Source organism: Acaryochloris marina MBIC11017 (genome assembly GCF_000018105.1).
Lineage (GTDB): Bacteria > Cyanobacteriota > Cyanobacteriia > Thermosynechococcales > Thermosynechococcaceae > Acaryochloris > Acaryochloris marina.
The window spans coordinates 68,503-81,875 of record NC_009927.1; the positions used below are offsets into that span (position 1 = coordinate 68,503).

Annotated in this window: 16 protein-coding genes and 1 pseudogene; 11 read left to right on the forward strand and 6 right to left on the reverse strand. The window is 46.0% G+C overall.

The window, feature by feature from the left end:
- Positions 1–166 precede the first annotated feature (166 nt).
- The 10 genes and pseudogenes from AM1_RS30810 to AM1_RS44560 form a co-directional block, all read left to right on the forward strand.
- Positions 167–667 (forward strand): hypothetical protein, encoded by a 501-nt coding sequence (locus tag AM1_RS30810; RefSeq protein WP_012166983.1) that lies wholly within the window; start codon positions 167–169, stop codon positions 665–667.
- A 114-nt stretch (positions 668–781) separates the two neighbouring features.
- Positions 782–1,171 carry a cytochrome P450 gene (locus tag AM1_RS30815; RefSeq protein WP_041661224.1) on the forward strand — a complete coding sequence of 130 codons (390 nt, stop codon included), beginning with the start codon at positions 782–784 and terminating at the stop codon, positions 1,169–1,171.
- Positions 1,172–1,208: 37 nt separating this feature from the next.
- A complete protein-coding gene (locus tag AM1_RS30820) occupies positions 1,209–1,517 on the forward strand; it encodes a transposase (RefSeq protein ID WP_012166984.1) in 309 nt (102 codons plus the stop codon).
- A 2-nt stretch (positions 1,518–1,519) separates the two neighbouring features.
- Complete coding sequence (locus AM1_RS30825) at positions 1,520–2,062, forward strand: transposase (protein ID WP_012166985.1); 543 nt, start codon at positions 1,520–1,522, stop codon at positions 2,060–2,062.
- A gap of 50 nt (positions 2,063–2,112) precedes the next feature.
- Positions 2,113–3,075: a cytochrome P450 gene (locus AM1_RS30830; protein ID WP_012166986.1), complete on the forward strand. Its 963-nt coding sequence runs from the start codon at positions 2,113–2,115 to the stop codon at positions 3,073–3,075.
- Positions 3,076–3,077: 2 nt separating this feature from the next.
- Entirely contained in the window at positions 3,078–3,689 is a 612-nt protein-coding gene (locus AM1_RS30835) for a hypothetical protein (RefSeq protein WP_012166987.1), read from the forward strand.
- A 75-nt stretch (positions 3,690–3,764) separates the two neighbouring features.
- The gene (locus AM1_RS30840) at positions 3,765–4,379 is read left to right on the forward strand and encodes a hypothetical protein (RefSeq protein ID WP_012166988.1); all 615 of its coding nucleotides are present in this window, start codon (positions 3,765–3,767) and stop codon (positions 4,377–4,379) included.
- A gap of 537 nt (positions 4,380–4,916) precedes the next feature.
- A complete protein-coding gene (locus tag AM1_RS30845) occupies positions 4,917–6,020 on the forward strand; it encodes a CobW family GTP-binding protein (protein ID WP_012166989.1) in 1,104 nt (367 codons plus the stop codon).
- Between the two features lie 230 nt (positions 6,021–6,250).
- Positions 6,251–6,646, forward strand: coding sequence for a GlcG/HbpS family heme-binding protein (locus tag AM1_RS30850; protein WP_012166990.1), 396 nt, complete (start codon positions 6,251–6,253; stop codon positions 6,644–6,646).
- A gap of 5 nt (positions 6,647–6,651) precedes the next feature.
- A pseudogene (locus AM1_RS44560) lies at positions 6,652–6,979 on the forward strand (hypothetical protein); the annotation flags it as partial.
- Between the two features lie 11 nt (positions 6,980–6,990).
- Here AM1_RS44560 and AM1_RS30855 read toward each other — a convergent pair.
- From AM1_RS30855 to AM1_RS44100, 3 genes are all read right to left on the reverse strand, one after another.
- Positions 6,991–8,844: a calcium-binding protein gene (locus AM1_RS30855; RefSeq protein ID WP_012166993.1), complete on the reverse strand. Its 1,854-nt coding sequence runs from the start codon at positions 8,842–8,844 to the stop codon at positions 6,991–6,993.
- Between the two features lie 498 nt (positions 8,845–9,342).
- Positions 9,343–10,386 carry a formamidase gene (locus tag AM1_RS30860; RefSeq protein WP_012166996.1) on the reverse strand — a complete coding sequence of 348 codons (1,044 nt, stop codon included), beginning with the start codon at positions 10,384–10,386 and terminating at the stop codon, positions 9,343–9,345.
- 172 nt (positions 10,387–10,558) lie between these two features.
- Positions 10,559–10,693, reverse strand: coding sequence for a hypothetical protein (locus AM1_RS44100; RefSeq protein ID WP_269150241.1), 135 nt, complete (start codon positions 10,691–10,693; stop codon positions 10,559–10,561).
- Between AM1_RS44100 and AM1_RS40230 the strand changes: the two genes are divergently transcribed.
- Complete coding sequence (locus AM1_RS40230) at positions 10,692–10,865, forward strand: pentapeptide repeat-containing protein (protein ID WP_148216018.1); 174 nt, start codon at positions 10,692–10,694, stop codon at positions 10,863–10,865. The two genes, AM1_RS44100 and AM1_RS40230, sit on opposite strands and share 2 nt — an antisense overlap.
- 171 nt (positions 10,866–11,036) lie before the next feature.
- Here AM1_RS40230 and AM1_RS30865 read toward each other — a convergent pair whose 3' ends face one another.
- From AM1_RS30865 to AM1_RS30875, 3 genes are all read right to left on the reverse strand, one after another.
- Complete coding sequence (locus AM1_RS30865; protein ID WP_012166998.1) at positions 11,037–11,441, reverse strand: ExbD/TolR family protein; 405 nt, start codon at positions 11,439–11,441, stop codon at positions 11,037–11,039.
- Entirely contained in the window at positions 11,425–12,078 is a 654-nt protein-coding gene (locus tag AM1_RS30870) for a MotA/TolQ/ExbB proton channel family protein (RefSeq protein WP_012166999.1), read from the reverse strand. The genes AM1_RS30865 and AM1_RS30870 overlap by 17 nt, the downstream gene beginning before the upstream one ends.
- Positions 12,079–12,293: 215 nt before the next feature.
- On the reverse strand, positions 12,294–13,370 hold the full coding sequence (locus AM1_RS30875; protein WP_148216019.1) for an iron ABC transporter permease: 1,077 nt from the start codon (positions 13,368–13,370) through the stop codon (positions 12,294–12,296).
- Between the last annotated feature and the right edge of the window lie 3 nt (positions 13,371–13,373).

Genomic DNA, 13,373 nt, shown 5'->3' on the forward strand with positions numbered 1-13,373 from the left:
TTAATATTTTTATGATGTGACGGCTAAAATCTATTTATTGATTAGCACAATCTTAATCTAGAATCCCGAAGAATATATTTGGTCCCTGCTTCAAAAAGTATTCTTTAAGACTTTTACTTTGGTAAATGTGTCATTTAAACTAGCGGTGCATCACAGGACTCCCCCCATGAAACCCCCAATCATCAGCCTCAACCCCAAGCCCATCCCTCAGACCACCCCAGGCCAACCCAAGCCCGCCCCTTCCGCTCAAAAGCTCCTAAGCAAAACAGCATTCCCCAAGAAGGCACCGGAGGGTACATGGCCACCTAAGCGAGAACCAAGACATGAGGAACTGGGAGGAATACGTCACAGTTCTAGGCGAACTTCCCGGACAACCAGACCAAAGAAAGTACCTCAGTCGGCATCCTCAGAAAACCTCCAGGTTAGTCAACCGCGAACTCCAAGAGAATCAGCAGAGCTTGAGAGACTATTTCGCAATCTGGAGCTGAGTCAGAAGGATTTTGTTGAGCAAGTTAAAAAGGGAGGGGATGTTGTCGTTGGGCACCGTCAGAAGAATAAGGGGATGAGTTGGTCTGAGAGAGGAAGTCGAGCCTTAGGCATACTGAAAACCGTGGAGCTTAATGGTCAATGGGAACAGCTTTGGTTCCCTCAAACCATTGCAGAGTAAGAAAACCCGGAATAATTTACAGGTGGGATTTTTCCAGACATCTATTCGACAAGTGTGTAGTAGATCGCAAGTCTCAAATATATGATTCCAATTCATCAAGGATTTTTGTAACTTATGGCAACCAGCACCCCTCCACCTATCTATCCTGATGAAGCACTTGGGGCTAGCGGCCTTCTTGGCATCTGGCAGTTGCTCAAGTTTTCTCGAAAACCGATTGAATTTTCGGTCAAATCTGCACAAGAATATGGAGACGCGGCAAGAATTAGCATTGGTTCGATTCACGTCTATATTTTTCATCATCCTGACCTGATTTCCGAAGTCCTCAGCAAAAAAAACGAACACTTTATTAAGGACATTAGCTATCGTTCTCTAGCAGGATTCCTTGGTAATGGACTTCTACTTATTGATGGAGAACATTGGCAGAAACATCGACGCCTCATGCAACCTGCTTTCACTCAAGATAAGGTATCTACCTATAGAACTCATTTGAGATCTTTTGCCTAATACGCGAAACTGCTAGAAGCGTTCTATTTCAATTGTTATGGCCTACTCAAGCAGTCTGACTGATGCCGAATGGGAAATCCTCAAACCACTGTTACCAGAATTTCTACCCCCCAAGAAAAAGACAAGGCCTCTGATCTGGAGTTACAGAGAGCTGATTGATGGGATGCTTTATCGACTCAAAAATGGGTGCAACTGGGAGGACCTGCCCAAAGACTTTCCCCCCTCCTCAACGGTCTTTTGGCACTACAACGTGTGGCGCAAAGCAGGCTCGATTGAGACATTGATGACGCTGCTGCATGGACAGGTTCGTGAGCAGGTAAAAAAAAGTCCAAATGGACAACGTTGATAATGGCAGACTCGCAAGCGGTGAAGAACACTTGCAATGCGAGGGTGGAGTCGAAAGGGTTCTGTTTCTACAAAGCCACCAATGGAATCAAGCGCCATCTAGCTGTTGATACCCTTGGCTTTCCATTCTTTACCCTTTGCACCCCCGCAAATGTCTCAGACGATATGGGCTTACTGATGATGTTGACCCTCAATATTGAGTACTTCAAAGCCAAGCCGGTCAATATCCCTAAAATCACTTTTTTGTTGGACAACGGCTATCACGTGGACACCTTGACTCAGAAGCTTGGGGCAATCTATCCAGCCATCATGAGAAAGATCAGATTTGAGCTATCGCCGAAACCCTCAAAAGCAGAAAAAGCGGCTCAAGGGAAAACGGGCTTTGTTCCGGTTGCAACCCGGTGGGTCATTGAGCGTTCCAACGCTTGGATGGAGCGCTGTAAGAGCCTGACTAAGAACTTTGAACGAACGCTTGTGAATGCAAAAGCGCAAATGGATTTGTGCTTCGTCAGGCTTATGCTGAAGAGACTTGCGGCTAATTCTTAAAGATCTCAAATGGGTTCTATATTGCAACGGCTATAGAAGAGACTAACAAAATGCTCGGCACTTGGAAGACTGGAGAAATCCATGATATCCATCAAGATATGAGCCAGCTTACTGTGAAGGTGATTACCAAAGTACTCTTTGGCGTTGATATCACACAAATGGCCTTAGAGATTGGGGATGCTCTAGAATCAATCTTGCTTCAGTACTATCACAAGGCACAGACTAGCTTCTTGCTACCATCTTGGGTGCCTACACCGGGCAATCTTAGAGCTAATCGGGCTATAGAATACCTTAATAAGCTGGTCATCGACATCATTGAACAGCGTCGAGAATCTCCACAAGATGATTTGTTATCTAGTCTGCTCTTAGCTCAGGATGAAGATGGCAGTCAGCTTTCTATGAAAGAGCTGCGTGATGAGGTGATGACACTCTTACTCGCAGGGCATGAAACCACTGCCACGGCACTGACTTGGACATTAATGTTGTTGGCTCAAAATCCAGAGGTTGCACAAAAGCTAGCCTCAGAAACTCAATCGGTCCTGGAGGGAAGGGCACCAGGCATCACAGACCTACCGCGCTTGCCATACACAGAGATGGTTCTCAAAGAGTCGATGCGTCTGTATCCACCAGCTTGGGCATTGAGTCGAGAAGTAGCCCAAGATTGTATGATTGGCCCTTATTTCCTGAAAAGAGGAACATCTGTTTTTTTTAGTCAATGGGTTGTTCATCGAGATACCCGGTTTTTTGACAATCCAGAACAGTTTTTACCAGAGCGGTGGCAGGATAATCTAGAGCTAAATCTGCCACGCTGTGCATATTTCCCCTTTGGAGCAGGACCCAGGGGGTGCATTGGCCAAGCTTTTTCCATAATGGAGGCGACGCTAATACTGGCGATGATTTTAAAGCAAAATTACTTCAAGCTTGTCCCGGACCAGGCTATTGAGCTGTTACCGTCAATAACATTGCGTCCAAAATATGGAATTAAGATGATTTTGGAGTCTTCCAACCTCTAACCATGACCAACCCAATCATCAGCCTCAACCCCAAGCCCATCCCTCAGACCACCACAGACCAACCCAATCCCGCCCCTTCCGCACCCAAGCTTCTAAGCAAAACAACCTTCCCAAAGAGGGCACCAGAGGGAACCCGACCAGCCAAGCGGGAACCAGGGCATGAGGAGCTGGGAGGAATACGTCGGATTGTTAGGCGAACTCCCCGATCAGCCAAACCTGAGTACACTCCCAAGACCCGGACCTCAGAAACTCCCCAGACCAGTCAACCGAGAACCCCTAGAGTGTCGGCAGAGCTGGAGAGGCGATTCAGGAATCTTGAGCTAAAACAGAAGAATTTGGTGGAGCAGACCAGGACGCGAGGGGAGCTGGAGTATCTGGCTGTTGCCAAGAATGGCTCAGGGAGATTCTGGATTACCGTGGCAGGAACGGGGAAACCCTTTGTGAGGGAATCGTTTGCTACACCGGGATTTTGCTGGGAGTGCGCGGTTGAGATTGAAGAGAGCTTTGAGATTTTGCAGGTGATTGAGCTGCGGCCAGGTGAGACTATGGAGCGGATCGGGGAGATGATCGGGGTGTGGTTGGAGAGGGAGCGGGTGAGTAGGGTTTGGGGGTGATCAGCCTGAGACCTTTTGTTTCAATGTGAAGGTGGAGTAAGACAATAGTCTCAAGCTGTTCAAGGGGTTAGAAATATGAACAAGGTCCTCACAGATTGGGTCACAGTCAAAAACTTAGATATCCAAAACCGTTCCTTATTATTCCGTGTGGGAGGGCAAGATCGTGCTGGAGTAGTCGCCAAAGTTACTGGGTTATTGGAACTCCAGCACCTATATGTGGAAGCCATTCAGTTTAATCTGATTTTGCCCGAACAAAACCAATTTGAGATGGAAATTCTCGCCAAAGGAGCCCTAGAAGATTTGACCTGCATTCAAGGTCGCATCCAATCTAATCAATTTTTGCAGCCTGTCTCTGCTGCCCAAAACACCTATCTCTATTGGCCGCAGGCTTACATGATGCATCTTGCCTTAAACACGCCAGACCAAGAAGGTCTTATTGCCAGAATTTCGAATATCGTTAGTACCCCTCGCGATAACAACAATCCGTTTAGTGCAGGGAATTTTGTCTATTTAGCAGGCATTACCCATAATTCAGATGGTCCTCAGGGAGGCACCGCCTATTTTAGTGTACGAGCCAACATAGCCAGTCAGTCTTTGGAAGTACAACACCAGATTCAGAATCATCTATTGGAATGGGCTAAAGAGAGTTGTATTGAAGAAGATATATGGATCCGTGATCTCAATCCTTGAACGAGGTAGCGATAATTTTTTGTCTAAGTTTTAGTGAAAATAAGATATGGGTCGAATATTTTATGTTGGCGCAGTCCGATTTTCCGATTTAGTAGAGATCAAAGAGGGCTAAGACAAATCTTTCAAACTGCTCTAGGGTCAAGTAGGTGTGAATCCATTGATTAGACTAGGTTTGAGATATCTGCACTCCTAATCGAACGTCAAACTAAAGGCTGGAGCCATTTTAGTCTGCGTCGGTGTGATGTTTGAGTCTATCACTGGCTAATCACCTGGTCTGTCTACATGGAAGTGTCTGAAGATTTTCAAAGGGGTGAGGTTGTTGAACCGCTTCCAAAATGACATTAGATCCTCCAGCAAAGCTGACTCATAATTTTACGTTTTGGTCAGTTTTTGGTAATCACAATTTAGAATGATAATCATTATCATAATGAAAAACCTCATCCCTCTCATTATTTGTGAACCATCGGATTGATATTGCCATTATTGGGGCAGGTCCCCAGGCGCTCACCCTCTTTACTCAGCAATTGGAGGACACCATTGACTAACTCAACTGCAAGCGTTCAAACATCCCAATCCCTCGACATCAAGCTGCCCAAAAAAGGCATGCCCGTTACGATCATTACGGGGTTTCTAGGAAGTGGCAAAACCACACTCCTCAACCATATTCTCAATACCAGCCAAGACCTGAAGGTCGCCGTACTGGTCAATGAGTTTGGCGATATTGATATTGACAGTCAGCTGTTGACCACCATTGATCAAGATATGGTCCAGCTAACCAATGGCTGCATCTGCTGCACGATCAATGATGACCTGGTGGAGGCGGTCTATTCCGTCCTAGAGCGAGAGGAAAAAATTGATCATATGGTCATCGAAACCACGGGGGTGGCAGATCCGCTACCGATTATTCTCACCTTCGTTGGTTCTCAACTGAGAGACTTAACGACTTTAGATTCCGTTATTACCTTGGTGGATTCAGAAACCTTTACCCCGGAATGTTTTCAGAGTGAGGCGGCCCTGAATCAAATTACCTTTGGCGATATTGTCGTTCTCAACAAAACCGACCTAGCCGCTGATCAAAAGGTGGAAGAACTAGAGCAGTGGATTCGTGAGCAAAAATGGGGTGCGAGGCTGTTGCGATCTCAACAGGGCCAAGTCCCTCTACCCCTGATTCTGGATACTACCCTCTTTGATCCCAAAGCATATGAAGAGGAAGTCAAAGCCTTTGCGGAGCAGGGGACTCATCATGATGAACATGACCATCACCATCATGATGAACATGACCACCACCACGGCGAACATGACCATCATCACCATGGCGATCACGATCATCACCATCATCATTCTGAGCACCTCACCATAGATGGATTTTCGTCAATGGCCTTTGAAAGCGATCGGCCCTTTGTTCTAGAAAAAATGCAGGCTTTCATTACCGATCAGCTACCAGAAGATGTCTTTCGAGCTAAGGGTTTTATGTGGTTTGAGAAAAATACATCCCGCTATATTTTTCAGCTCAGTGGCAAGCGCTATACGATGGACAGCGATCAGTGGCCTGATACCCCAAAAAATCAGCTGGTCTTTATTGGCCGCAATATTGACACAGCTCAGCTAAAACAACTGCTAACGGATTGCTTGGCCCCCTAATCCTTGATGTCGCTATAACTCATCCCGATTTCATAGCGCGGTAGATATGGCAATTCGGTTTGTTGCATCGTTATCCAGGACTGCAACAACACTTTTTTAGAGTCAGATTGGAAGTTTCGCTGGGACAGGAATCAATAGCCTTATACCTCTGAAATTGACCACTTGCCTTCTAATAAACAGCTCAGTAGCATAGCTTATTCAATTTAACTTCACTGAGGATATACAGAAGAATGGTTACACTCAAAGACGCACGCCGGATCATTGCAGCTGCTGAGAAAAAGGCAGAGGAAATTGGCCAACCGATGAATATTGCAGTCGCAGACAGTGGTGGCAATTTAGTTTCTCATGTAAGGATGGATGGAGCCTGGATTGGTAGTATTGACATCTCAATTAAAAAGGCCTATACATCGCGGGCTTTCGACATCTCCACCAAAGACTTAGCTGAACATAGCCAATCTGGGGGACAATTTTTTGGAATACATGCTTCCAACGGGGGACAAATCATGATCTTCGCTGGAGGGATACCTCTGATGCAAGATGGTGAAGTTGTTGGCGCTATAGGTGTCAGTGGTGGCTCAGGAGAGCAAGATCATGCTGTTGCAGAGGCTGGTGCAGACGCCTTTTAAGTGAAGAAGTTAGCGCGGTTGCGACCGACGTTATTAATGCTGATGAGTTGGGGTTTTTTTATCAAAAAAAACAGTACTGTGAGCCGGAGGAGTTGAGTGTTGGCGACTGTCTTTGACAAAACTCAGCTTCAAAGACAGTCGCTTGGTACTCAGTGACTGTATTGGATAAGTATATCGATGACTTAGCTAAAGAATTGATTGAGAATACCGCAGGCAATACCCCATGTTTGCCACTCTCGATTCAAGAATGCAGATGCCCAACGAGCTGAATTGACGGAGCATGCTTGGGAATGGCGAGGTTTAGTATCCTATCCCAAATTTATTGGGGCATAATCATCAGATCTTCAGGCAGCAAAGGTAAAGTCATCGGCATTGAGAGACGTTGTGCCCATCAGTCGAGCAATAGTTGTTCCACCGATCCCAATTTCGGTATCGTCTCCAGTGACTGTTAGGGCAAGACCGTCAAATTTTAGATCTCCTTGCCCAGAGATACCAATTATGTCAAGGCCCTGCTCAAAGTCAACGATGGTGTTGGTGCCCTCCGGCAATTCACCGTTAACAATCCAGAAGGCATCAGAGCCAGCACCTCCAGACAGCTTGTTGTCTCCGCCAATTTCTGTGAAGAAGCTATCGTCTCCGTCTCCACCAAGAGCGCGGCCATTGCTTCCCAGGAAGAACTGATCATGTCCTGCCCCACCGGAGAGTCTGTATCTTGAAGCTTCAGTTGCCTCAAATATGTCGTCTCCAGCACCACCAAAGGCTCTATCGCGGTCTGCCACAAACGTAATGTCATCACCACTGCCGAGGCTGATGCGATTATCGCCAGCTGTGCTTCCAGCGATCGCTGTATCAACGTCGTCATTTCCTGCCCCAGCAAAAACCATGTCACTAACACCATCAAAGCCAGGTGTAATAGATGCAAACAGATCATCGGCTTCGCTACTGCCTGCCACAATATTGGAGTCTGTAGGAATTAGTTCCGTATCCGGTAGCGGGACTGTTTCATTTTGGGGAGAAATCAAAGCATAAGTCCCTGCAATATCGCTTGGAGCTTGGATGAAGGTCAGATCGGGATCTTCAAGTTGGGCAATGACATCGCCGGATAGTGTTGAGATTTGTAAGAGTGTGAAGGTTTCTCCGCCAAATTCCACTTCAATATTCTCGAATTGGTAATTTTCAATTGACTTTGCCATGATGAGTTGATCTTCTTTCGGATCAAAATCGCCTATTAAGGCATAATCTTGATCACCTTGCCCGACATAAAAATCAGTTCCATCATTTCCTAGCAAAATGCGGTTAACACCAAAGGCACCATGGAAGTGGTCATAGTCACCACTTCCAGTTGTTGCAGTGGTGATCACTTGGGTGGAAGGATCATAGGAAGTGATCGGCATTCCTGCGATGACCGCATTTCCCAAGGCATAGAAGAAAGAGTCACGACCCACTACACCATTGAAAAACGTGAGTCGCTCTTCGTTAATTCCTGCCGCGAGAAAATGATCCCAGCCAGAATTATAGTCACCTGCATCCAGCAAAGCTTCTACATCAGGATTGGCTGCCAGATATGCTGTTTCATTGAAATAGGGTTTACTACGGCTCGCATAGAAAGAATTTTCAGGTGCAAACAGTAGAATTCCGTTACTGGTAAATAAGCCATCTGGAATGAGCTGGGGAACATCTTCGATAATGCCTATCAGATCTCCATTTCTAGAGATATGGACACTGTTGTCGATGGTCTCAAAATCGTAGTCTTCAGGATTGCCAGCCAGATAAATAGCATCCTCACTGAAGGGGTCAAAAAAGCGAATTAAGGCGTAGTCGCGATCGCCTTCTCCCAAATAAAAATCTTGCGGGTTCTCTTCTGCATTATCCCCCAGGTAAAAAATGTTGCGTCCCGGTGAACCTAGTAGCGTGTCAAACTCCCCCACACCAAATGACTCAACTTGAGCATTGACCAATCTTCTTCCTGATTTAATGGATTGTACAGGCACCCCAAATATCGAGGATGTTTGTCCAGAGCTATGGATAATGTCGTCACCTGTCGTGCCGTTGAAAATTACACCATTACGCTGTTGAAATTGTCCAATCTGCACGTATTCTTCTAGTCCAGAAGCATATAGACCTTGGGCTACTGCTTCAGCAACTTGTGGGTTTTGATCTAGATAGATTGCCTCATTTAAAAAAGAATTGCTTGTCATGACTCGCCTCTTTCGATGCGTTGATAAACTATGAGAATGATTATCATTCTCATGGCTGGCATGCGAGTTGTTTTTAAGCCTTTCTTTAAAACTGACTTCGGTTTTTATTTATTTAAACTGAAATATGGGCTTTTAAACCTAATATGAATAACTGAAAAAGATTAAATGGGCAATTTCATCGTCTCACTTTGAAAATCGCCACTATTATTCCGTTTGCCAGGCACGACAAAATGGATCTCCGTCTTGGAGAACAATAAATCCTTTGATTTAAAGTTGAGACTAACCTTGGTAAAAATGTCGGAGATTGATCATGGTGTATGCCAAGCTTTTCAACGCATAATGCCGTTTTCTGATTCGCTTAAACCGGAGCAACAAACGCTTGATTTTATCCTCTTTCTATCATTCCCTGCGTTAGCCATCAGTCACCTGTTAAATTGAATTCCCCCGCGGGCTCAGCCTGCGGAGGAATTTCCCCAAGAATAAATGGAAGTAAAAGAGTTAAGAACTAGTTCCCACTAAGGTCTTTGCAGATTCTTCTGTTGGCAGAGGCCCAAGCTTGACTCCATCAGGATAGTATTCCCAACCATCTCTGATCTGGATGTCTTTATCCCAGGGTAACTGGTACTTTCCTTCCGCCAAGTCCTTTACCCAAGTCAGGTAATTTTCACGCTCTCCACCAGGTTTACCCACGTAGCCTCGGCAACCAACATTGAAGACATTGTTTTCAAGAGCCCAGTTTTTGCGGGCCTCATCTACCAGTCTTGGGAATAATTCAGCCGTCACAATTTCCCAAGGATTACGATGGCCCTGCTGAAGTACATTGCCATCGTAGTTGCAAACAGTTCCTTCACCAAAGTAGTAAAACACACCGTCATAACCCGCCAAGTTGACGGAGATGGTGTACATCAAGTTTTGCCAAGCATTAGTTTGATTGGTCAAGATCCACTGATCATTGACCTGAGTTGAATATCCTGAGATGCGAATATAAACGTTGCACCCTTTATAGGCAGCTTCTCGCGCTAATTCAGGGAACATCCCATCATGACAAATACAAACTGCTAGTTTAGAGCCTTTCGGTCCATCACATACGGGCATCCCATAATTACCTGGATACCAGGGCTCAATCGGTACCCAAGGCTGCAATTTGCGATAGTGAAGGGCAATTTCTCCTTGATCATTAATGATAATTGCAGTGTTGAATGGGGGAAGTCCAGGTACATCATTTTTCTCCATAAGAGAAAAGACTCCCCAAACTTTGTTGCGCACACAAGCTTCTTTGAACTGATCAATTTCTGGACTATCTACTGTCAAAAGCATTTCGTCATATGTCCAGATTTTTGTGTTAAGTCCTTGAGTGGAGTACTCTGGCATCACAATCAGATCCAAGCCAGGATAACCTGCTTTAGTGTTGTCAACGGCTTTACAAATTTGCTTGACCTGAGTCTGAATATCTTCGGGGCCAGTGATAACTGGAACCGGATATTGAATCATGGCCACTAGCAGAGACTCGGACCATGAACTGACACTTCCTGTACTACCCATATCGAAGTCCTCCTGAGGACAGTGGTATATGACCAGCATCATATGGGGGCAGATATGTGAGTTATGTATATGCCCACACAAATGAGAATGATTATTATTCCCACTTCATGACATGCCTTAATAGCTGAATCTGTCGAGGTATTAAGAGATTATGGAATGCTGCAGGTAAATATCACTGAGTACTGCTCATAAGGAGTCTCAGCGTTTCAGACCAGGACGTAGCCGTTTTAACACTGTGTTCGCCGGTGCAGCGGATAACTGGAGTATGCAGCGGATGCTCTTGGTTTACTTTGGGAGTTGTAGTCATGACTGCTGAGGAATTGTTGGAGCGATATGCTTCTGAAGAAAGGGACTTTGCTGGCGTTGATTTGCTTGGTGCCAATTTGGCTGAGGCCCAATTAACTGAGGTGTGCTTGAATCAAGCTGATTTAACTGACACAAATCTGGTTGATGTATGCCTAATTGATGCTCGGAATTAGCTAAATTTATTTATTTCAGCAAGACCTAAATATGCCTGTAGGTGTTGAGACCCGCAAACTTAGTTCCAATTATTCAGTTATTGCCGGGCAGAACCTCCCCCAGGGCAGAGCCACAGACTGAGCACAAACTATTGTTCATGTTCCGCCAGTTAGATGGTGATCAGGTAGTCATCATGGTTTCTTTGTGGCAGCAATGGCCAGTTTCGCACCTTCAATTTCGCGAATGCGATCCATCACCGTCACGACGCGGCCATGACTCACTTGGTCATCTGCATGAATCACCACCACTACCTTGTCAGCTGAATCAGTTAGCTCCTTCACTTCTGCCTCAAGGACGTTGAGCTGAATGGGTTCTCGATTGAGAGCTAAATCCCCCTGCGCATCAATCGTGACCGTCACCTTGGTCGATAGCTGTGGTTTTACTGTCTTTGCCTGGGGCAAATTAACAGGTAAGGCATCACTGCGGTTGAGGAATAACGTGGCAATGATAAAAAAGGACAGAATTGCAAAAATAACATCAATCATCGGCACAATATTGATTTGAGCCGATGGACTGGGATCATCGGGTAAGCGCATGATTCACCCTGCCTCTTTCATAGCGGTGACGATAAAGCAACTCCAACTGCCCCCCATGCTCTTGAATAAAGGCCAACTGGCGCTGATATAAACTGCGAAACATATTGGCAAAAATCAGGGTTGAAATGGCGACAATCAATCCCGCAGCCGTTGAAATTAGGGCGGTACTTATTCCCCCGGTGACTTCTGCTGATTCACTACCGCCGATATTGCCTACATCTAGGGAGGAGAAGGAGTTGATCAGGCCCAATACCGTCCCTAATAGGCCGAGTAAAGGGGAAATACTAATGATGGTGTCAAACACCGTCGTAAATCGTTTCAATGTCGGCAATTCAGCTTGAGCTTCACTTTCTAATGCCAATCGGAATTCTTCCGGTGTCGGGTCTTCTAAGGACAAGGCAGCTAAGAATATCCGGGCAATCGGAAATCTTGCTTGCTCTTGGAGATACCTCAAGGCGTCATAGACATTATCTTGGCGATAAAGCTGCAGTGCCTGTTTGACGATCCGCAACTGGTTGCGATTCACCCTCGTCCAAAAGATGAGGCGTTCAAAAATCAGTGCGATCGCAATTAACGAAAAAACCATGAGCGGGAGCATCACCACTCCTCCCGCAATAATCACTTGGCCAAACTGCATTTTGTTGATACCCCTCCATTCATTACAGCGACAAGAGAAGACCGATTACTCTGACCGTAACCACAGCAAACGGCATTAGTTCTGAGAGCATAAAACTGCGAATAAATACACCAAGAGGCACTGATACAGCAACCACCCTTGCTGCACGCTGAGCCTATAAAGCGATGTCGAGATTTCGGCATAATCGGCCATATATGAGACATTAAATCCATAACTTAATACAAGGATTGCTGCCGCTTTAACATCAGCCAAATCAGGATGGGGGCACCCAGCACAGCCATCACTGCATTGAGGGGTAGAACGGACTGACTCCCTGGAAGTTGAGAGATCGCATCGGCAATCAAAGCTAAGATGGCACCGAGCAGAGCCACAGCTGGGACTAGGATGCGATGATCGACGGTTCGAAATAAACTCCGGCACAGATGCGGGACAGCGACTCCCACAAATGCAATAGGTCCACAAAAGGCCGTAACCGATCCTGATAATAAGGAAGAACTGAAGATCAAAAGGCATCGGGTTCGATTGACAGACAGCCCTATACTTTGAGCTTGCGCTTCCCCCAGTAACAGCAAATTTAAAGCTTTATGCAACAGTTGTGATCCCCCAAGTCCTAAGGCAATGACAGGCAACAACAAGGGCATCTGTTGCCAAGTCACATTCGAAAAACTACCAAAGGTCCAGTTGAGGTATGCCTGGGTCTGAGTAAGCAAACTGAAATGCAAAAGGATAGTCACTAGAGCAGTGGTCATATACCCAAACATGAGGCCAAAAATAAGCAGTGCTAAAGCACTACGCACCCGTTGAGCCACTAGTAGCACCACCCCCATGGACATCCCTGCGCCCAAACTGGCCGCCCCAATAATGCTGATCTGAACAAAACCATTGCCAGCGTTAGCTGTCCCTCTAGTTAAAACCACGAGAGCGGCCCCCAAACTAGCGCCAGCATTAATGCCTAGCAAGGAAGGCCCTGCAAGTGGATTGCGGAATAATGCCTGTAGCTGTAATCCGCTCGTTGCTAAGGCAGAACCCGCTGCGATCGCAGTTATCGTTCTAGGCAATCGAAACTGGAGAATAATCTGTTGCCAGGTCGGATTCGTGGCCTGACCTCCGAACAACACAGTGATCACGTCTGATAGGGGAATCGAGACAGATCCAAAAGCCAGGCTGACTAGCACCCCCATTAACAAGACACTACTTAGAACCCCTAAACCAGCGTAACGGCTGATTTGCGGCCTTCCATGTAGTGGGTCGGGAAGATGTCTATCGTTCCCATCAGTCATCGCTGAGGACATATC